The 19,423-nt window shown below is 58.8% G+C and carries 18 protein-coding genes; 9 read left to right on the top strand and 9 right to left on the bottom strand.

Going from position 1 to position 19,423, the window contains the following annotated elements; translation table 11 throughout:
* Positions 1-49: 49 nt before the first annotated feature.
* A complete protein-coding gene (locus tag GSQ93_RS06185; protein ID WP_158934747.1) occupies positions 50-808 on the top strand; it encodes an SDR family NAD(P)-dependent oxidoreductase in 759 nt (252 codons plus the stop codon).
* Between the two features lie 56 nt (positions 809-864).
* Here GSQ93_RS06185 and GSQ93_RS06180 read toward each other — a convergent pair whose 3' ends face one another.
* Positions 865-2,064, bottom strand: a complete 1,200-nt coding sequence (locus GSQ93_RS06180) for a porin (protein ID WP_158934746.1) — start codon at positions 2,062-2,064, stop codon at positions 865-867.
* Between the two features lie 513 nt (positions 2,065-2,577).
* Positions 2,578-4,773, bottom strand: coding sequence for a GAF domain-containing protein (locus GSQ93_RS06175; protein WP_158934745.1), 2,196 nt, complete (start codon positions 4,771-4,773; stop codon positions 2,578-2,580).
* A 344-nt stretch (positions 4,774-5,117) separates the two neighbouring features.
* On the opposite strand from GSQ93_RS06175, the gene GSQ93_RS06170 reads away from it, so the two are divergent.
* From GSQ93_RS06170 to GSQ93_RS06160, 3 genes are all read left to right on the top strand, one after another.
* On the top strand, positions 5,118-6,224 hold the full coding sequence (locus GSQ93_RS06170) for a catalase family protein (RefSeq protein ID WP_158934744.1): 1,107 nt from the start codon (positions 5,118-5,120) through the stop codon (positions 6,222-6,224).
* Positions 6,225-6,641: 417 nt separating this feature from the next.
* On the top strand, positions 6,642-7,484 hold the full coding sequence (locus GSQ93_RS06165) for a DMT family transporter (RefSeq protein ID WP_158934743.1): 843 nt from the start codon (positions 6,642-6,644) through the stop codon (positions 7,482-7,484).
* Between the two features lie 179 nt (positions 7,485-7,663).
* Complete coding sequence (locus GSQ93_RS06160; RefSeq protein WP_254073776.1) at positions 7,664-7,972, top strand: hypothetical protein; 309 nt, start codon at positions 7,664-7,666, stop codon at positions 7,970-7,972.
* Between the two features lie 123 nt (positions 7,973-8,095).
* Here GSQ93_RS06160 and GSQ93_RS06155 read toward each other — a convergent pair whose 3' ends face one another.
* The gene (locus GSQ93_RS06155) at positions 8,096-8,956 is read right to left on the bottom strand and encodes an SDR family NAD(P)-dependent oxidoreductase (protein WP_158934742.1); all 861 of its coding nucleotides are present in this window, start codon (positions 8,954-8,956) and stop codon (positions 8,096-8,098) included.
* Between the two features lie 106 nt (positions 8,957-9,062).
* Entirely contained in the window at positions 9,063-10,190 is a 1,128-nt protein-coding gene (locus tag GSQ93_RS06150) for an aminotransferase (RefSeq protein ID WP_158934741.1), read from the bottom strand.
* A 176-nt stretch (positions 10,191-10,366) separates the two neighbouring features.
* Between GSQ93_RS06150 and GSQ93_RS06145 the strand changes: the two genes are divergently transcribed.
* The 5 genes from GSQ93_RS06145 to GSQ93_RS06125 all read left to right on the top strand — a co-directional run bounded on the left by GSQ93_RS06145 (position 10,367) and on the right by GSQ93_RS06125 (position 15,125).
* Positions 10,367-11,539, top strand: a complete 1,173-nt coding sequence (locus GSQ93_RS06145) for a succinylglutamate desuccinylase/aspartoacylase family protein (protein WP_158934740.1) — start codon at positions 10,367-10,369, stop codon at positions 11,537-11,539.
* Between the two features lie 89 nt (positions 11,540-11,628).
* The gene (locus GSQ93_RS06140) at positions 11,629-12,426 is read left to right on the top strand and encodes an ABC transporter substrate-binding protein (RefSeq protein WP_158934739.1); all 798 of its coding nucleotides are present in this window, start codon (positions 11,629-11,631) and stop codon (positions 12,424-12,426) included.
* Between the two features lie 106 nt (positions 12,427-12,532).
* The gene (locus tag GSQ93_RS06135) at positions 12,533-13,219 is read left to right on the top strand and encodes a transcriptional regulator (protein WP_301952048.1); all 687 of its coding nucleotides are present in this window, start codon (positions 12,533-12,535) and stop codon (positions 13,217-13,219) included.
* Complete coding sequence (locus tag GSQ93_RS06130; RefSeq protein WP_158934738.1) at positions 13,219-14,187, top strand: threonine/serine dehydratase; 969 nt, start codon at positions 13,219-13,221, stop codon at positions 14,185-14,187. The genes GSQ93_RS06135 and GSQ93_RS06130 overlap by 1 nt, the downstream gene beginning before the upstream one ends.
* Positions 14,184-15,125 (top strand): ornithine cyclodeaminase family protein, encoded by a 942-nt coding sequence (locus GSQ93_RS06125; protein ID WP_158934737.1) that lies wholly within the window; start codon positions 14,184-14,186, stop codon positions 15,123-15,125. Before GSQ93_RS06130 ends, GSQ93_RS06125 begins: the two co-directional genes overlap by 4 nt.
* Before the next feature lie 50 nt (positions 15,126-15,175).
* Here the strand turns inward: GSQ93_RS06125 and GSQ93_RS06120 are convergent, their stop codons facing one another.
* The 5 genes from GSQ93_RS06120 to GSQ93_RS06100 form a co-directional block, all read right to left on the bottom strand.
* Complete coding sequence (locus GSQ93_RS06120) at positions 15,176-15,955, bottom strand: IclR family transcriptional regulator (RefSeq protein WP_158934736.1); 780 nt, start codon at positions 15,953-15,955, stop codon at positions 15,176-15,178.
* A gap of 101 nt (positions 15,956-16,056) precedes the next feature.
* Positions 16,057-16,821: an amino acid ABC transporter ATP-binding protein gene (locus tag GSQ93_RS06115; RefSeq protein WP_158934735.1), complete on the bottom strand. Its 765-nt coding sequence runs from the start codon at positions 16,819-16,821 to the stop codon at positions 16,057-16,059.
* Positions 16,818-17,468, bottom strand: coding sequence for an amino acid ABC transporter permease (locus GSQ93_RS06110; RefSeq protein WP_031365052.1), 651 nt, complete (start codon positions 17,466-17,468; stop codon positions 16,818-16,820). The genes GSQ93_RS06115 and GSQ93_RS06110 overlap by 4 nt, the downstream gene beginning before the upstream one ends.
* Before the next feature lie 2 nt (positions 17,469-17,470).
* A complete protein-coding gene (locus GSQ93_RS06105; RefSeq protein WP_158934734.1) occupies positions 17,471-18,196 on the bottom strand; it encodes an amino acid ABC transporter permease in 726 nt (241 codons plus the stop codon).
* 72 nt (positions 18,197-18,268) lie between these two features.
* Complete coding sequence (locus GSQ93_RS06100) at positions 18,269-19,102, bottom strand: transporter substrate-binding domain-containing protein (protein WP_158934733.1); 834 nt, start codon at positions 19,100-19,102, stop codon at positions 18,269-18,271.
* Positions 19,103-19,423: the final 321 nt, after the last annotated feature.

Below are 19,423 nucleotides of genomic sequence, written 5' to 3'. Positions count from 1 at the left end.
CGCGCTGCGCCATTATTACTCTACACAAGACCAGAAAGGAATTCTTGCCATGCTAGTGGATCTATCAGGAAGGCACATACTCGTGACCGGCGCAAGCCGCGGTATTGGCGCGGCCATCGCCCGCAGGCTCGGCGCGTCGGGCGCGCGGGTTGCCGTGCATTATCGCGGGAGCAGGGAGGCAGCTGAAGCGCTCGCCACGGAGATCGGCAACGGCGCCGTGGCGTTCGGCGCCGACCTCGCATCCTCCGTTGCCACCGCAGCCCTTTGGACAGAGGTTGAGGCCGAGTTCGGCACGCTCGACGCCCTGGTGAACAATGCGGGCATCGCGATCGAATCGCCGCTTGCGTCGGCAACCGCCGATTGGCTCGCTCACTGGAACCAGACCATGGCGGTCAACCTGACGGCAACCGGACTGCTGAGCCGCGCCGCCATCGCACATTTTCAGACCCGAGGCGGCGGCCGGATCGTCAACATTGCCTCGCGAGCGGCATTTCGCGGCGACCAGCCCGACTACCTCGCTTACGCAGCCTCCAAAGCCGGCGTGGTCGCGCTGACCCGCTCGATTGCGCGCGGTTTCGGCAAGGCCGGCATCAAGGCATTCACACTCGCGCCCGGATTCACGCGTACCGAGATGGCGCAGGCATTCATCGATCAGTATGGCGAGGATTACGCCACCAGCGACATCGCCCTCGATCGCCTGACCGAGCCCGGCGACATCGCGCCGACCGTGGCATTCCTGCTCAGCGGTCTTGCCGACCACGCCACCGGCTCGACCATCGACCTGAACGCCGCCTCCTACGTGCGCTGATATCTTGGTTCCTTGAGTCGCGCACCGCATGACGGTGCGCGGCGTTTCCCATACGATCAGAACTTGTGACGAATACCGACGATCAACGCCGTCTGCACATCAGTCGACGAGTTGGACAGGTTGCTGATTGCCGCAACCGCCGTTTTTCCGGTCGAATCCTTCCCGCTTGCGTGCTGGTAGATGCCGACGAGATACAGGTCCGTGCGCACGGAGAGCGCATAGTTCGCCGCGAGATTGACCTGGCTGTAGCTGGCTCCAGAGATGCTGCCGATCGAACTGCCGCGCGTATAGGTGTAGGCCGTGCCCAATTGCAAAGCCGGCGTCACCAGGTAGGCGAAGTTGATTTCTCCGATATTGAACGTCGCGGTGCCCGTCAGCTTCTGCGGATTGAGGCCCGCGCCTGCCTCAGCGCCGATGTCCTTGAACTGAACGTTGCTGTACACGCCGCCAATGGTCGCGTTGCCGATCTTGTACGCGGCGCCTGCCGAGACGACCTGCCATGTATGCGCCGACGCAAACCCGCTATACACCGGGCTCGACATGTTGAGCGCCGAGGTCGATGTCGGCGAGTTCGCGCTGGGATTCGTGCCAAAGACCGAGAAGTTCGGGTCGCGCGCATTTTCATATGCCACGCCGAGGGCAAGGGGGCCGTTGTCATAACCCGCACCGACAGCATAGATCTGGTCCTGCGTGAATTCGCCTGCCTTGCCGCCGAAGCTGTAGAAGCCGCCGAAGGTCAGGCCGCTATAGTTGGGGCTGGCGTACTTGATCGAGTTGTTGATCCGGTTGGTGTTGTCGAGGTTGTCCATGTCGCCCGGATGCGAGCCGTATATGCTGCCCCACTCTTTCAACGTCACCAGCTTTTCGGCGTTGCCCGACTCGAAGCTGCCGACATAGTCGCCGAGCAAGTCGTACTGGCGGCCGAGGGTTACCGTGCCCATGGAGCTCGCGAGTCCTACATACGCCTTGCGGCCGAACTCCGCGCCGCCCTGGCCTAGCGTGCCGTTATCGATATTGAAGCCGCCCTCCAGGCGAAAGATGGCCTTCAACCCACCGCCCAGATCCTCCGAGCCGATCAAGCCCCAACGATCGCCTTGCAGGTTGCCGGAACCCAATTCGTACTGGCGGCTACCCTTTGAATTCGAATTGAACACGAAGCCATTGTCGAGGAGCCCGTAGAGCGTCACCGAACTTTGAGCGTGCGCAACGCCATACACCGACATGCACGCGGCAATTCCCAGGATTTGTTTCTTCATCGCCCCACCCCAAAGATATCGTGAATAGATAAAACAACTTGAAAATCAGGTCCTGTAAGCAGGATTGCGAAGGATCGTAAGTGCGCAATTTTTGCTAAGTAAGACCAGTTTTCAAGATCACGATCGATCTCGAAGATCATCATTTCGCGGACAGTGGATTTGTGCTTGTAGCGACCGGCAACGCACGATCCGCGCGCGAACCGTTGTCCATAGATGATTTCCCGGGTGATCGGCTAACTGGATAGCGATCGTCTGGAACGTTCTTCCCAATCGAAATTTGAACTTATACGATCGCCTCCGGGAATTGTCGGCGGGCATGAGGTTACGCCGAGGGCATCTTAATGATGCGTGCTCGATCAAAGAGAGCGGTGGAGGGTCGAGAGCTTATGGAATGACAGACATCGTTCGGGAGCTCATTGAGTTCCTCCCGATATTGCCTGGCAATTTTTCGCTTAGTGCGGGGGATTGCAGGGTATGTCGGTTTGCACAACGGGTTCACTTGCCAAGCAATGCTTAACGATCCGTTCCCGTTGATGATGCGTTGTCGTTGAGAACAATTGTGAATCGAGCATCGTCACTGATGCGATCAACTTCCAGCGCACCGCCAAGGCCAAGGGTGATCGCGTTTGCGATGTATAGCCCCAGGCCAAGCCCCGTTTTGTTCCGGGGGTTCCGCGACGACGTCACATTGAAGGGACTTGTCATTGGCCCGGGCGTGAACGAGGCGCCAGCCGGGATGCGGTTTGTTATCGCAATACGGCATTGAGTACCGCTGCGGCTCGCGCTCACGTGGATCGGAAAGCGCATGTCGCCGTGATGCCGGGCATTGCTCAGCAGGTTAGAGAGCGCCTGTACTAGACGGTCGCCATCCACGGGACAGTCTGCAAGGTCGCCAATCTCCACGGTCATCTCGACCCCAGGGTGCGCTTGTTGGGCGCGTTCGAATGTCGCGTACAGGAGCGGCGCGAGCGTTACGCTGCGAACGTCCATGGCCAGGCCCACACCCGTACGCAGGCGGCTTACGTCCAGGATGTAGGCGATCAGGGACTGCATGCGCTGCGATGAGTATTCGATGCGTTTGACGCCATCAGCATTCGATACAAGTCCTCGCCCCATCAGCGTGACGACCATATCGATGGCTTGCAGGGGATCGCGCAAGTCGTGCCCCATGATTGCCAGTAAAGCCGCCCGTTCGCGCTCGGCGACCCGGATGTGATCAAGCGCCACTTCCTGCAAGATCGCTTTCAGTTCACGGGATGCAAAACGGTCTGTCGCGTCCCAAGCTCGACTGCTGCCACGCACCGTCTCTTTCCAGACCTCAAACGATTTTCGTGGCCTCAGGTATTCGCCATGGGTGCCGCTCGCCGTGAGCTTGTCGGGTTGTCCCGCCCAATGAACTGTTTCAACGAGTTCTGCGCGCCACCAGATGATCGTGATCGCCGGCGTGCCGCTCAATTGGATCGCGAGAATGCCTGAGGCATGGTTGATCTCCGTGAGCAACCCGTCGAGTTCCGGTACATCCCGTGAAATGGAGTCGGTCACCAGCAAGTCCTGGTGGTGGTCGCTCATGTAGTCGGCCACCTTGATGGCAGCCGCGCGGTCGAGGTTAGCCGGAAAGGACCCCACCCGCTGGCCCATCAGGACCGACAGCGCGTCGCAACCAATCAGGCCGCGCATTGCATCATTCGCGGCCAGCAGGGCCGCCGTCGCGTCTTCCGATGAAGCCAGCGCGTTGGCGACCTGGCCACGCAAATCGTCAATGCGACGCTCGGCGATTGAGCGTTGCGACAGTTCGTTCCGCTCGACGGTGATGGACAGCACTTGCGTCAGGACGGTACAGGACACGCGAACCGCATGAGGAACCGACCGCGGCTCCATGTGATGACACGCGATAAGTCCCCACAGTTTGCCATCGACCACGATGGAAACACTCATCGAGGCCGCGACGCCCATGTTCTTCAAGTATTCGATGTGAATGGGCGAGACGCTGCGCAAGATCGAGTGAGTAAGGTCCAACGGCTTACCGTTTGCCGGCACAGTAACAGGTTCGATCGGAACCGGCGCCTCTCCAACATTTGCAATGTGCCGAATGGGATTGAGGACATAAAAACGTCGCGCCTGTGCAGGAATATCTCCCGCCGGATAACGTAGATAAAGGTAAGAGGCTAGTTGGGCACGCTTGGACTCAGCGTTCACACTGCCGCTCCCATCCGGCAGAAACTGATACGCCATGACGCGATCAAAACCGGTCAGCATGCGTATGGCATCGGTCGCGACTTGCAGCAGTTGCGCCAAGGAAGAGGCGGCACTGCGCTGTAGTTGCTGAATGCTTTGCTGTACCAGGTTGGCGTAATGCGTGGTCGGCGGAGCGCTTAGTGGTTTCGCTTCCCACTCGGCAATGAGCAAACCATCGGACCAATGCATTGCAAGTTCAAAACGACGATGATGCGCTCCGAAACATGGCACGCCCTCCTCAAGTAGCTCGGGTTGTGCCAGCCGCCGGGCGATGGCCTCTCTCGCGGTTTGATCAAAATGTGCATCGCTCATCTTCATGCCCAAGTCAGGCACGTGTCCGAGTAAAGACGTCGCGTTGACAGAGCGGGCGACGGTCAATCCGGCTCGATCGAATGCCACTAATGCGCCATGCGCCTGGATCAGGCCAAGCGCATGGATGGACTCGAGATCGCAGTTTTCAATCGTTGAATGCATGGCGTAGCCGTGCGGCCTCGCGTGGAACTGGGATGGGAGCGGTTGTGCAAACGCCACTTACGTAGCGATGCGATGGTGGGGTGCGGTGAAATGGAGGCTTGTGTCTTATTCTTTTTTGTAAGGAAAGGCCCCGCTCTGAGTCTGCCCCTATAGATGCAACATAGCAACCTTTCATATTCGATGTGGTCATGCATCTGCGCGATCTACCGATAACGCCCGCTGCCAATAAAGCCTCCGCCCCATTCATGATGTTGTTGCTGAGCGCGGGAACATCGCTTGCAGGGTCGACATTAAAACAAAACTCGCCCTTAGGACACATTCGTCCCACATAGCGGAGCCCACTCATGTCAAGTTTGCAAGCAGTGAAACCCTTACCCTACGATTCAACGTTCGAGCAGATCCCTGAAGACGAGGCCGAAACAACGCGTGAACTCATGGAAACGTTGCGCACTATTCTCGATACCACTTCGCATGACTACGGCCATGCTGTGCGCAGCGTGCATGCGAAAAGCCATGGTTTGCTGCAAGGCGAGTTGCACGTGGTCGCCGGGCTCCCGCCAGAACTGGCTCAGGGATTGTTCGCCACGCCCGGCAGTTATCCCGTCGTATTGCGGTTTTCGGCCAATCCGGGTGACCTGCTGGCAGACAGCGTATCGACGCCGCGCGGTCTCGCGATCAAGGTCATGGGAGCCGAAGGTCCCCGTTTGCCAGGAAGCGAATCCGATACAACGCAGGACTTTGTAATGCAGAATGCGCCGGCGTTTACCGCGTCTACCCCGAAGGCATTTCTCAAAACGCTAAAGCTGCTGGCTAAGACAACCGACAAAGGTCCGGGTATGAAGCAAGCCCTGTCGGCAGTTTTACGCGGTGCCGAAGCTGCGATCGAAGGCCTGGGCGGTGAAAGCGGAACTCTAAAAAGCTTGGGTGGGCACCCGCAAACCAACCTCCTTGGAGAGACGTATTACAGCGTGGTCCCGCTCCTCTACGGCACCTACTTCGCCAAGCTCAGCATCGCGCCCGTATCGGCCGGTTTGACCGCGCTGGTCGACGCGCCAGTCGATCTTAAAGACCGGCCCGACGGCCTGCGCGAATCGGTTAATGAGTTTTTTGCGTCAAGCGGCGGTCAGTGGGAGTTACGCGTTCAACTTGCCACTGACATTGAAAAGATGCCCATTGAGGATGCCGCAAAAAAGTGGCCCGAGGATGAAAGCCCGTACGTGGCTGTTGCACGAATTGTGGTCAACGCGCAGCCGGCATGGTCAGATGCGCGATCAACTGCGGTAGACGATGGAATGGCATTCAGTCCCTGGCACGGGTTAAGCGCTCATCGCCCGCTCGGCGGGGTGAACCGGACACGCAAGCCGGCGTATCACATGTCGTCCGAGTTCCGCCAGAGTCATAACGGCTGTCCGTTCCACGAGCCAAAGTCGTTCGATCCGCTGCCTGAATAAGACGGGCTTGTTGGTCTTGATGCTCCGCAAAGGGTTTTTGGCGCGGAGCGTCTCAAGCGATTTAGTTTAGTGCGCTAGGCGGCGCTATGGCCCGTGGAAATTGCTAAGAGCGCCGAGCCTGCTCAGAGGTCATGTGAAACGTCAAACCGGTTGATGAGTAACGGCGATCCCCACCTTATTCAAGAGAGTTTGTCTAACGCGAATACCCAATTTTTATGGTTTGTAAGCCAGTCATAAGATAGATAACCTTCGTACAGAAGCTTCATTCTGGCGTTGCCAGCCAGTTGTCTACATCACTCGGCGAGCGAACACGGGACGGCATTGTCGAGTCCTCTGGCATCTCTGGCACCTGTCGCTGAATAGCGGCGTTTGTTCGCGCGAAGCGTAATCTCCGCACCCTTTCCGGTTCCGAATTGCATGCTCAGTTTTACTGGCGGTCTTGTCCTCGTTGCAGCCCTGCTCCATGCAAGCTGGAACGCGATGCTGCATGGCAACGCCGACCGGTTCCTGTCCATGACGTGGATGAGCATCGCGATCGCGGCGGTCTCTATGGTCGTGATTCTCTTCACGCCGTGGCCGGCCAGCGCGGCCTGGCCGTACATCGTCGCATCGGGGCTCGTGCATATTGTCTATAACGTGACCCTTGTGCGGTCATATCGCCGCAACGATCTGGCGCAAGCGTATCCGATTGCGCGCGGCTCCTCGCCGCTGCTCGTTGCGCTCGGCGCGGCGCTCTTCGCGCATGAGGCGATCGGCCCCTTGCACGCGGTCGGCATCGTGATGATATCGGGCGGCATCATCGCGATCGCGCTACAGGGGCGTCGCGTGTCGCGCACGGGTGTGCTGGCCGCGTTGACGACCGGCGCGACGATCGCGCTCTACACCGTGATCGACGGCATCGGCGTGCGGTTATCCGGCGGCCAGGCGCTCGCCTACACCGCGTGGATGTTCCTGTTCTATTGGCTGATGCCGGTGCTATTCGTTGCGAAGCGTGGGCTTGCCGCGCTGTGGACACCAGTACGGGCGGCGCCCATGGCGATCGGCTCGTCGCTCGTCGGCGGCTTGGTGTCGATCGCGGCGTATGGCATCGTGATCTGGGCGTTGCAGTCGGGCGCAATGGGCGCGGTGTCCGCGTTACGCGAAACCAGCGTGGTGTTCGCGGTGCTCATCGGGCGAGTGTTTCTGGGGGAAGCGGTCAGTGCAAAGCGCTGGCTCGCGTGCGTGGTCGTCGCGGCCGGGGCGGTTTGTCTGGGGCTTTGACGCAGCCAGATTTTGATCTGCATTCGAGGCGCTGATTCGCGATCAAGCCGTTCGCAGAGAGCTAAGGCGAGCAAGCACTGGTATGCTTCGCAACCTGCACTAACCCGCTCCTGCCGGGCTAGTCGCTCACCATAAACTCCAGCCACATCGGGCGGATCAAAACTGGACGGGAACCAGCGATGAGCACTGCATCGAGCGACGACCCGCTACACACCGCTATACCGCTAAGCCGCTTGTTGTTACCAGAGCGGCCGACGCTCGCGCCCGGCATCGTGCATAGCAATTTCAGCGTGCGGGGCGACGCTCGTCAAAGCTTCCTGGCCTGGCAAGAGCGCATGAGTCCCGTCTACGACATACGGCCTCCCTCAAAGCAACCTGACGATACGTTCGATGCCTCGCTGTCCCGCTACACGATAGACAATTTGAGCCTCTTCGATTTCTACACCGGGCCCAACCTGTCGCTACTGGGACCGCATCTGGAGGAATAGGCGGTTTTGGCGGTCACGCTGACGGAGCGGCTCTGTCGAAAATTGGGCGCTCTGCCATGAGAGCGCCCAAGGTCAACGATGCTGGCGAGCGCTACGTCGTGGTGGACGAAGTGCTCAGGATCACTACTTATTTTCGGTTTTCTTACTGAACGCCTCGAACGCCTGCTTGTAGTCCGGATGCCAGCGCGACAGCGGCGCGCGGTTCTCGACAATGTCTCCCGCAGCCCACAGGATGCGTTTCTCGTCGAGGGAGCGAGGCACGTCATTGTCGGGACAGAGAATGTAGAAGTCGCCGGCGTCCAGGCGTTCCATCATGAAGTCGACGGTTTGCTCAGGCGTCCAGGCGCCGGCCGGCTTCTCGGTTCGACCATGAGCTGCAAGGTCCGTGAATACAAAACCCGGGATCAACAAATGAGCGCTTAACCGGCAATCCGGCGTGTTACGCAACTCGTGCTGCAGCGCTTCGGTGAACGCCTTCAGGCCTGCTTTGGAAACGTTATAGGCCGGGTCGCCGGGCGGCGTAGTGATGCCTTGCTTGGAGCCGGTGTTGATAATCACACCCGGTCGGCCGCGCGCGATCATGGCAGGCACGAAAACCTGGGTGCCGCGGATGGCGCCCCACAGGTTGACATCGAGCACCCGTTCCCAGTTAGCGGCCGGACCGAACATGGCGCTGCCAGGTTGAATCCCGGCGTTGTTCATGAGGATATCTGTACCACCGAAGCGTTTCTGAACCGCTGCCTCCAGTCGACGCAGGTCCTCCACGCGGCTGACGTCCGTCTCGGCGGCCATGACATCGTCCGCTCCATGGGCCGCCAGGATGGCGACCTCTTGCGCTGCGTGCGCGAGTCGGTCCGCACCCAGATCCGCGATGCAGACGCGCAGTCCGAGTTGCGCAAATCGCTTGGCTGCAGCGAGGCCGATACCGGCAGCACCGCCCGTGACAACAGCGACGGATCCGGCAGTGAAAGCAAAATGTGTCATCAATGATCCTTCCCTTCTTAGGTGAGTACCTGGCAGCATAACGCGCGATATGAAACCGTGCGGGCAACGATAAATAGCGTGGCCGCCGCTAGCCGCAGGCGCTCGCTTACCGGCGTTCAATGTCCTCAAGGAAGTCTGAAACTCTAGTCAAGCCCTCTTGAAGGACATCGAGTGGATTAGCGAAACCAACCCGGATATACCCTTCCATTTCGAACGCGCTACCCGGCGTGAACATGACGCCGGTCGCCTCGATCAGCGCGGTGCAAAATTCCGTCGACGACATGTCGACATCGAACTTGAGCAGGCACACCGTCGCGGCCTTGGGCTTCACATACGATACCCCTTTCTGCTTGCCGACCCAGTTATCGAGTACCGCGAGATTCGTCCGCGTAATAGCATGGTTGCGAGCCAGGATCTTGTCCTTGGCCTCAAGTGCAATGGACGCAAGGTGATCGTCGATCATCCCCACGCTGATGGTGTTGTAGTCCCGGTGAATACACACCGCGCGAATCAGGTCGACCGGTCCGGCAATCCACCCCAAGCGCAGTCCCGCCAGCGACCACGTTTTCGACATGCTGCCGGTACTAATACCTCGTTCATAAAGATCGGCGACAGACGCGGTGAATCCTGAGCCTTCCTGGTCCGTGCCTCGATAAACCTCATCGCACAAGAGGTAAGCGCCACACGATTGGGCGATGGCCACCACCTCCTTAAGAAAAGCCTCATCCATCAGCGAGCCCGTCGGGTTGTTCGGGTTGTTGATGGCGATGAGCTTTGTCTTCTGGTTTGCCAGCTTGCGGAGTTCGTCGAGATCCGGCAGGAAACCGTTCTCTTCGCGCAGCGTCATGGTCTGCACGTCGGCACCATAGCTTTCGGGAATTGAATAGTGCTGCTGGTATGTCGGCAACACCGCGATCACACGGTCTCCGGGCTCGATCAGGGTTTCGTATACGAGTGCATTGCCGCCGATAGCGCCGTGCGTCACGACAATATTCTTCGGCGCCTGCCGCTCATATAAAGCCGCGATGTTGGACCGCAACCGGTCCGACCCTTCGATCGCTCCATAGGTCAGCTTCATGGGCAGAAGCTCGTCGATCAGGCTGCCGCGCTTGCCCGTCAATTCAAGCAATTGCGCCACCGTCAGCGATTCAACACAGGTTTCAGCGAGGTTATAGCGCGCCGCATGCTCGTACCGGTCCATCCAGCGTTCGACAAGAAAGTCTTTGATCTTCATTGAAATCTCCGTGGATCGACTACCTGTAACGATAGCCGAAATGATGGGCTAAAAAAACACAACCGGACTGCGTCATCCCTGCTGAAACGGCCAACATCCACACCGTTCATTTTTTAGTTTGACCGATTATATTTTACAGTCTATCTTAGACTAATAAGTACATTTCGGTAAACGACATGACGCTATTGACTGACCATTCCGAGTTGCCGGCCCTGTCGCCGGGCGCCTCACATCGCCTGTTGAAACACACCTTCGAGGGCGTTGGGTCCGTTGGGTCGTCGGTTGGGTCACCACTCAGCGCTTATATCCAGGCGGGTCTGCATGCGGATGAGTTGCCCGGCATGCTGGTGATCCAGCATCTGCTCGATGCACTGGTCAAGCTCGATAACGCGGGCCGCATCCGCGGACGGATTGTCGTGCGGCCGTTCGCCAACCCCATTGGTTTGGGCCAACGCGTGTTCGGCGCGCATACAGGACGCTTCAATCTCGACAACGGCGAGAACTTCAACCGCCGTTTTCCTGATCTCACCAGCCGCGTGGAGACAGCGCTGGCTACCCGCGATATCGGCCATAACAACGTCAAGAGCGCGAAGGCTTTATTCGCGGATGTGGCCGCAAAACTAACGCCACTCGATCCCGTCGCAGCCATGAAAGCGGCGTTGCTGACCGAAGCATTGCAACACGACATCGTGCTGGATTTGCATTGCGACACGGACGGCATCCTGCATCTTTACAGTAATCGCAGCCAGCGCGCGCAAGCGGTTGCGCTGGCTCGCTGCATGCAGATCAAGGCGGTGTTCCTTGAGGAACGCGCAGGCGGAGCGCCGTTCGACGAAGCCATTGCGCAATGCTGGTCGGTGCTTCAACAAGCAGGCGTAGTAGATGAAGAACACGCCGCGTTCTGCACCTCGATCGAACTTCGCGGACAGGCCGACGTGTCGGATGTTTTTGCGCTTGCCGATGCCCAAGGCATCCTGCATTACCTCGCTTTGCGCGGTCTCGTGGATCTCGATGCCGACAATGACAACGGTTTTCATCCGCTAGCCGAGAAAGATGTGATGGTGTTCCCGCTCGAAGGTGTGTCGCATGTGCCGGCTCCGGTCGGAGGTCTCGTCGCCTATAAAAAGCGTCCCGGCGATACCGTCAAAGCCGGCGAACTCATCGCCGAGATTATTCCGCTGCTTGGTGAGATAGGCGCCGCGCGTCATCCGGTATTCAGCGATGTCGATGGACTGCTGATCGTGCAGCAATACATGAAGCTCGTGCGCCCCGGCCAGCGCGTCGCGTTGCTTGCAGGCAAAGAAGCGTTGCCTCATCGCAAGACCGGTCACCTGCTCAACGACTTTTAGCTGCGTCCAGGCGCGGGTCCAAGCCACGTCGCGTCAACTCCATTTTCTTAGCCCTTTTCATTCTTTAAAACGCGGAAGTGAGGATAGTCATGAGGCAAAATGCGATAAATGCGCTGCTTGCGGTTGCGCTATGCACGGCGTCTATGTCGGTAGCGGTGCAGGTTCAGGCGAAGGAGATTTCAACCATCCGCTTCGGCGTGGAAGCGGCTTACCCGCCGTTCGAATCGAAAGCGGCGGACGGCCAGTTGCAAGGCTTCGACATCGACCTTGGGAATGCGCTTTGCGCGCAGCTGAAAGCGAAATGCGTATGGGTCGAGAATGCGTTCGATGGGCTGATTCCCGCGTTGCAAGCACGCAAGTTTGACGCGATAGACTCCGCGATGAACATCAACGCGAAACGCAGCGAGCAAATCGATTTTACGCAGCCGCTGTACCGAACGCCTGCACAACTGGTCGCACGCGCGGGTAGCCCCTTACAACCCACGGCTGCGTCGCTGGCATCGCATAAAGTGGGCGTGCTGCAAGGGTCGATTCAGGAGCAATACGCCAAGGAAATGTGGGCCACGAAAGGCGTGGACGTGGTCAGCTATCAAACCCAGGACCTGGTCTATGCCGACCTGGCCGCAGGACGCCTGGACGCGACGTTCGTTGACGCGACCGCGGCGAGTCTTGGCTTCCTGAATCAGCCCGCCGGCAAAGGTTTTGCGTTCGCGGGACCGCCGGTCAAGGACGCAAAAGTTATCGGCACAGGAGTGGGTATGGGTGTGCGCAAGGGTGACAAGGAACTGGTCGACGCGCTCAACGGTGCGTTCCTGGAACTGAAGCGCAACGGCACTTACCAGAAGTTGTTGAAGAAATACTTTACGGTCGATCTAGCGGTCGACTAAGCCGCGCGTGCGGAACATCGCACGACTGTTCCGCACGAACCGACATTGAATAATGACTAAAGCACGTAATTTGAAAATTGCCTCTGGACCAACCGTCGAGCTTACGGTGAGTCCTTCGTCTAAGCCGACCTCCAAGCCGCCGACCAAGCGGGTGATCAAGGGGAGCGAACCCAAGCCGTCAGCGGAGATGCTTGCTCGCTACAGCGGCATCGCCGACGGTATCGTCTTGCTGTTTCCGCCATACACGGAAGTCGTCATTCACGACCTCAGCACGCAAACCGTGGTGCATGTAGCGAACAACCAGTCCAAACGCGAGTTGGGCGACGAATCATCGCTTGATGACATCGAGTTCGATCCGGACGAAAGTGTGATCGGTCCGTATGAAAAACTGGGCTGGGACGGCCGCAAGATTCGCTCGGTCAGTATTGTCGTGCGCAGCGATACAGGTCAGGCGATTGGCGTCATGTGCATCAATTTTCATATTGCGGCGCTGGAGCAAGCCAGGCAGGCGCTTGACCTGCTCCTCTCAAGCACCGCGCTGCAACCGCAGCCCGAGAAGCTATTCCAGGACGACTGGCAAGAGCGCGTAAATATCTTTCTCAACCACTGGCTGCAGGAACGCAAGCTTGCCCTCTCCATGCTGACGCGCGAGCACAAGCGCGCACTGATCGAAGCATTGCATGAGGAAGGCGCGTTCAAGGGCAAGAGTGCGGCTAACTACGTGGCGAAAGTGCTGTCGATCGGCCGCGCCACGGTGTTCAATTACCTGAAGGAATTGAGGGGCAACGAGTGATGAATGATCTGTTTCAACGCATTGAGGAAGCGCATCGCGCTATTCGACCGCAAGTAAGCGTGACGCCGCTTGCGTTCAGTCCGATGTTGTCGAAGGCGACCGGATGCGACGTGTACTTGAAGTGCGAGCATCTGCAGCATACCGGCTCGTTCAAGTTTCGCGGCGCGATCAACAAGCTGCGCCTGCTTGACGCTGATGCTCGCCGCAATGGCGTGCTGACAGTGTCGAGCGGCAATCATGGTCAGGGCGTAGCGCTCGCCGGCAAGCTTGCGGGCGTGCCCGTTACGGTCTATGCGTCCACATCCGCAGTTGCGATCAAGCTCGACGCTATTCGTGCACTGGGCGCCGAGGTGGTGACGCTCAACGACACAACGCTGGCCGTCGAACTGGAAGCGGCCCGGCAAGCGAAGCTCCGGGGCATGGCGTTCGTGTCGCCTTACAACGATCTCGACGTCATAGCCGGTCAAGGCACGATCGGCATGGAACTGCATGAGCAGGCGAACGGCACGATTGACGATCTGGCGGCGGTGTTCGCCTCCGTTGGCGGCGGCGGCCTTATCTCGGGTATCGGCACGGCGGTCAAAACGCTGCTTCCACGCACCGATGTGATCGGCTGCTGGCCTGCGAATTCGACCGCTTTGTATAGCTCGCTCAAAGCGGGCAAGATCATTGACGTTGAGGAAAGCGAAACAATTTCCGATGGCACGGCAGGTGGAGTAGAACCCGACTCCGTGACCTTCGATATTGGCCGGGAAGTCATTACCGGTACCGCGCTGGTGACAGAAGAAGAGATCAAGGCAGCAATGAAGCTGCTTGCGCAAACCGACCGCTGGATGGTGGAAGGTGCAGCCGGTGTCGCGCTGGCGTCAATGCTGAAAATTAGCCCCCAATATCAAGGCCGTGCAGTAGCCGTGGTGCTGTGCGGACGCAACATCATGCTGAATAAATTCATCGAGGCCGTTAAGTGAAAATCTGGACGAAAGACGAGATCATCGCGCGCTTCAACATGGAACGCGCGGTGCAGATGATTAAGGAAGGGTTCGTGGCCTATTCCCGCAAGACCGTCCAGGTGCCGCCGGTCCAGAACTTCCAGTTCGATGCGGCGAATGGCGACTGTTGTGTCAAGTCCGCTTATGTCGACGGTGCAGCGGCTTTCGCGGTCAAGGTGTCTACTGGCTTCTACGATAACCCCAAGCAAGGCTTGCCGAGCAACAACGGCCTGATCGTGCTTTTTTCCGCCACAACAGGCGAACCGCTCGCGCTGCTGCAGGATGAAGGCTGGCTCACCTGCGTGCGCACGGCGCTCGCCGGGCAGCTCGCGGCACGATTGCTCGCGCCGCGTGAGGTGCGCGGGATTGGCATTATCGGCAGCGGCGAGCAAGCGCGGTTGCAGCTTGAGTATTTGCAACCGGTGACCGGTTGCCGGGACGTCTTCGTATGGGGACCCAGCGCGAAAAACCGTGGACACTACGTGGAAGAAATGTCGGCACTGGGCTTCAACGTGCAGGCGATGGACTCCGCTGAGGCCGTCGCGGCGAACGCTAACCTGATAGTCACCACAACGCCATCGCGCGAACCGCTGCTGCGCTCCGAGTGGATCCGCAACGGCACGCATATCACCGCGGTCGGCGCGGACAGCGCGGGCAAGCAGGAACTCGATCCGGCAATCGTCGGGCGCGCCGGGGTGATCGTGGTGGATTCTATCGATCAGTGCAGCAAATACGGCGAAATCTCGCATGCGTTATCCGCCGGACTGATTCATGCGAAGCAGTTGCTTGAACTCGGCGCATTGCTTGACGCCGGCCAGCGCGCTCGCGACGACTCCAATCCCGCCCAGATCACCGTGGCCGATCTCACCGGCGTAGCGGTACAAGACGTGCAGATTGCGGCCAGCCTGGGTACCTGAACGGTTTGACGCATCGCCATTTCAGCGCGGCCATATGCCTCTTGCCGCGATCAACCCGCCGCGCTGAAACGCGTACCGTAATACGGCTGCGATAAGGTTTTCGCAGACCGTATGAGGTCTTCGAGCATGGCTGCGCGCTTGTTCGGGTCGGTGTCGCGGCTGGTCATGAAACACAGCGCCGCAACGGCTTGTCCGTTCTTGTCGCGCACGGGCGCCGCCATGCAATATCGGAACGTATGGGACAGGCCTTCCGTGCAGAAAAATCCTTGTTGCGCGGCACGCTCGACATCGCCCAGGAATTCCGGCACTTCGATTCGCTTGCCGTTATCGAGCACGAAGTCTTCCTCTGGAATCAGCGCGAGAATTTCATCCACGCTTAAATGACCGAGTAGCAAGCGACCAGAAGCAGTCCAGGGAATAGGGACCTTCACGCCTATATCTGAACTGATGTTGAACGGGCGCGAACTGTTTTCCGACAACACCACCGTGTACTTGTTGCCCTCCAGCATGCAGAGCTGCGCGGTCTCGTCGTGGCTCCGGACAAGGCCAAGGATAACCAGATGCGCCCGGCTGATCAGGTCGTTGTGCACTGCATAGTCGGACCCGTAATAGTGCATCTCCCGGCCGAAGAACACGCTGCCGTCCGCGCCCGCTTCCAGCCAACCGGCCTCAGTCAGGATCGTCACGAGCTCATAGATACTGGAACGCGGCGCACCCGTTGCTTCAATCAGTTCGCGCATGGTCATGGGACGCCGCACGCTATGCAATTGCTTGAGGATGGAGACGACCCGGTCGACTCCCCTCGCCCTTGAAGATTCCTGTACAGACATGACTCAAACTCCGTCGGCAATATGATTCGCTTAGCTTTTCTTTGACTGACGCGAGCTTAGCGCATGCGCGACTGCATATCGCGGCCGCAAACCAGTCGCACTCAATGGTCGAGTACCCGGTGCAGAAATTGTTGCGTGCGCTCGTTCTGCGGGTTCACGAAGATCTGCTCAGGCGCGCCCTGTTCTGCTATCACGCCCTTGTCCATGAACACCACGCGGTCTGCCGTCTTGCGCGCGAAACCCATTTCATGCGTGACGACCACCATGGTCATGCCGTCGCGTGCAAGGCCGCGCATGACCTCGGTGACTTCGCCCACCAGTTCCGGATCGAGCGCGGAGGTGGCTTCATCGAAGAACATGATGCCCGGCTCCACAGCTAGCGCCCGCGCAATGGCTACCCGCTGCTGCTGGCCGCCCGACAACTGGCTCGGATAGTGGTCGGCGCGGTCGGCGAGACCTACGCGATCCAATGCGTCCATCGCGCGCTTGCGGGCGTCGGCCGGATTCATCTTGCGTGCCTTGATCAAGGCCAGTGAGACATTCCCCAATGCATTCTTGTGCGGGAACAGATTGAACTGCTGGAACACCATGCCTACGTGACCGCGAATTTCGCGTGCGCGGCGCGCGTCGTGGAGGGGTACTTCGTTGACCCAGACCTCGCCGGCATCAGCGGTTTCAAGACCGCTCATGATTCGCAAGACGGTGCTCTTGCCAGAACCGGACGCGCCAATGAGGACGAGCACTTCGCCCTGGCGTACGTTGAGGTCGATCTGCTTGAGCACCTGGAGCGTGCCGAACGACTTGGTGACGCCGGTCAGGTTGATGATGGGCTTGATAATGGGCTCGGACGCGATGGCGATGTTCATGACAACAGGCTCCTTCTTCGATCATGGCGGCGCACCCACCGCGACAGGGGAAAGCACACAATGAAATACAGCACGGCGACCAGGCCATAGATTTCCACCGGCTTGCCGATCCGGTCGACAATTGCTTGGCCCTGATGCATCAACTCCGACATGCCAATCATGCTGACAATCGATGTGTCCTTGATGAGGGACAGGTACTGGCCGATCAACGGCGGCAGCACGATCTTTCCGGTCTGCGGCAGGATCACTGAAAAGAACGCCTGCGTCTTGCTTAGTCCGAGGATCTGCGAGACTTCCCACTGCCCCTTCTGGACCGATTCAATCCCCGAGCGGAAAACCTCTGCAATATAGGCGCCTTGATAGACGCTGAGCCCGATCACGCCGGCGGCGAATACATCAATGGCGTAACCAAAGTACGACACGCCGAAATAGATGAACATCAGCGTGATCAGGACCGGTGTGCCGCGAAACAGCTCGGTGTAGAGCCGGGCAAGCCGTGGTGTACCCCAAGGCCCGAAGGTCCGCAAGACGGCTGCCAGCAGTCCGACAAGCGTGCCGCCCACAATGGCCGCTACAGAAAGAATCAGCGTGGTCAGCAGGCCTTGAAGCAGGATGGGAAGGCTGGACATCAACAGGTCGCTTGTCATGTTCACTCTCCTGTTCCAGGGCTGACGCGGCGCCTGATGAGCGATGGCCGGCGCGTGCGTTTTGCCAACACGAGCGGCGGATGAAACAGCCGCGCCCCGATCATCCCGGCGACCCAGGACAAAAAGTTGCTCAGCACCAAATAAGCGATCAGCGTAATCGTGAACGTCTGGATGTACAGCAACGTGCGCGCGTTGATCACGGTCGCCATGCCCGTCAGCTCCGGCAAGGCGATAGCCGACAGCAGTGACGTCCCGAGCAGAAGCTGGATCAGGTTGTTCACGATCGCGGGATAAACGGCGCGTGCGGCCTGCGGCATGACCACCTCAATGAAGATCTGCGAACGCTCCAGCCCGAGAATGGATGCCGCTTCCAACTGACCGCGCGGCACGGACTGAATACCCGCCCTGAATACTTCTGCAAGGTACGCACCAACGTTCACGCCCAGCGCAATCACACCCGCCGTATACGCGTCGAGCGTGATGCCCATTGAAGGAAGGCCGAAGAAAACAATGAAGATCTGCAACAGCACCGGCGTGTTGCGGATCACCTCGATATAGCAACTCGATATCGCGCGCAGCACTGCGACGCGTGACGTGCTGGCCAGCGCGGCCAGCAGGCCGAGCAGCATCGCGACGACGAAGGCCAGCAACGTGACCTGAAGCGTCAGCCACGCCGCCCGGACAAAATCGTTCAGATAGCCCGACAGGGTCACCCATTGATAGCTCATTGCTCCTCCGTCGTCAGCCTTGCGCGATGCATGCTGCGTGGCGTTAAGTACCCCAGCTTCAGTACTGCGGCTTCAGTACTGCGGATTCAGCGGAAAACGCGGATCGGCGCCGAACCACTTTTTGTAGAGCTGGGCGTTCAGCTTCGACGCGTTGACTTGGAACAGGAACAGGTTCAGGTAATCAAGCCAGACCTGATCGCCCGCCTTCACACCGAACGCGTTGTATTCAAGCGGAACCAGCGCTTCGTCGGTCACGGTCAACTCGGGGTCGAGCGAAGCCTGATACGCGAGGAAGTTGTTGTCTTCGATCATTGCATCGGCCTGACCTTGCTTGACTGCAAGAATGGCCGCCTGCGAACTGTCGAACTCCTGGATCTTCACCTGCATGTTCAGCGCCCGTACTTCGTCGCCATTCGTCGATCCCTTGACGGTCGCGATCGTGCGGTTGGACATGTCCTTGATCGACTTGATGCCGCTGCTCTTCTTCACAAGCAACGCCTCGCTGGCGACTACGTAGGGATTGGTGAAGCCGATTTCCTTGGCCCGTTCCAGGTTGCGCGTGAAATTGCAGAACACCACGTCGACCTTGCTGGTCTGCAGGTTCGGAATACGGTTGGCGCTCGTCGTATTGACCACCTCCAGCTTCACGCCCATTTGCTTCGCCAGCTCTTTCGCCAGGTCGACGTCGTAACCATCAGCCGCTCCGTCCTTGTTGTAAAAACCGAAGGGCGCAAAGCTCAGGCAATCGCCTACGCGCAGCGTGCCTCGCTGCAAGACCGCCTTCAGCGTGGACTCTGCCCCGCCATCCTGAGCCGGGGTGGCAACCTTTGTGCAGCCGGCCAGCGTCAACAGACCAGCCACCGCGAATAAACAGGCGATACGTGCGCTTTCTTTGACAAGTCTCATTTGGGTCTCAGCCTTGAAAGTGAAAATGTCAGTTCAGGGACAAACGACGGTGGCCAGAGAAACCCCTGGATTCAACGCCCTCACCATGCCGGCGCATCGGCCTGCATAAAACGATGTTGTGCACGGCCCTGCGTCGCGTGAACGCGGTGCCAAGGCCGGCTAGAACGAGTAGAGCTGATTGTCTGATATATCGGAATCATGTCCGGCACAGCAGATGAACGAAGTCTTTCACAGAAAAAAACACGTGGCAATGGGGGATGCCGCTGATTCGAAGCGGTGTTTTAAGCACCTAAATGTCGTCTTGCATTTCGCTACTGACGC

Source organism: Burkholderia sp. S171, from assembly GCF_009766085.1.
In the GTDB taxonomy this organism is placed as follows: Bacteria; Pseudomonadota; Gammaproteobacteria; order Burkholderiales; family Burkholderiaceae; genus Caballeronia.
This window is presented reverse-complemented; position numbering and strand designations above follow the sequence as displayed.

Coding starts and splice junctions, on each gene's coding strand:
- GSQ93_RS06185 (WP_158934747.1), top strand. CDS start 50: ATGCTAGTGGATCTATCAGGAAGGCACATACTCGTGACCGGCGCAAGC.
- GSQ93_RS06180 (WP_158934746.1), bottom strand. CDS start 2,064: ATGAAGAAACAAATCCTGGGAATTGCCGCGTGCATGTCGGTGTATGGC.
- GSQ93_RS06175 (WP_158934745.1), bottom strand. CDS start 4,773: ATGCATTCAACGATTGAAAACTGCGATCTCGAGTCCATCCATGCGCTT.
- GSQ93_RS06170 (WP_158934744.1), top strand. CDS start 5,118: ATGTCAAGTTTGCAAGCAGTGAAACCCTTACCCTACGATTCAACGTTC.
- GSQ93_RS06165 (WP_158934743.1), top strand. CDS start 6,642: ATGCTCAGTTTTACTGGCGGTCTTGTCCTCGTTGCAGCCCTGCTCCAT.
- GSQ93_RS06160 (WP_254073776.1), top strand. CDS start 7,664: ATGAGCACTGCATCGAGCGACGACCCGCTACACACCGCTATACCGCTA.
- GSQ93_RS06155 (WP_158934742.1), bottom strand. CDS start 8,956: ATGACACATTTTGCTTTCACTGCCGGATCCGTCGCTGTTGTCACGGGC.
- GSQ93_RS06150 (WP_158934741.1), bottom strand. CDS start 10,190: ATGAAGATCAAAGACTTTCTTGTCGAACGCTGGATGGACCGGTACGAG.
- GSQ93_RS06145 (WP_158934740.1), top strand. CDS start 10,367: ATGACGCTATTGACTGACCATTCCGAGTTGCCGGCCCTGTCGCCGGGC.
- GSQ93_RS06140 (WP_158934739.1), top strand. CDS start 11,629: ATGAGGCAAAATGCGATAAATGCGCTGCTTGCGGTTGCGCTATGCACG.
- GSQ93_RS06130 (WP_158934738.1), top strand. CDS start 13,219: ATGAATGATCTGTTTCAACGCATTGAGGAAGCGCATCGCGCTATTCGA.
- GSQ93_RS06120 (WP_158934736.1), bottom strand. CDS start 15,955: ATGTCTGTACAGGAATCTTCAAGGGCGAGGGGAGTCGACCGGGTCGTC.
- GSQ93_RS06115 (WP_158934735.1), bottom strand. CDS start 16,821: ATGAACATCGCCATCGCGTCCGAGCCCATTATCAAGCCCATCATCAAC.
- GSQ93_RS06110 (WP_031365052.1), bottom strand. CDS start 17,468: ATGACAAGCGACCTGTTGATGTCCAGCCTTCCCATCCTGCTTCAAGGC.
- GSQ93_RS06105 (WP_158934734.1), bottom strand. CDS start 18,196: ATGAGCTATCAATGGGTGACCCTGTCGGGCTATCTGAACGATTTTGTC.
- GSQ93_RS06100 (WP_158934733.1), bottom strand. CDS start 19,102: ATGAGACTTGTCAAAGAAAGCGCACGTATCGCCTGTTTATTCGCGGTG.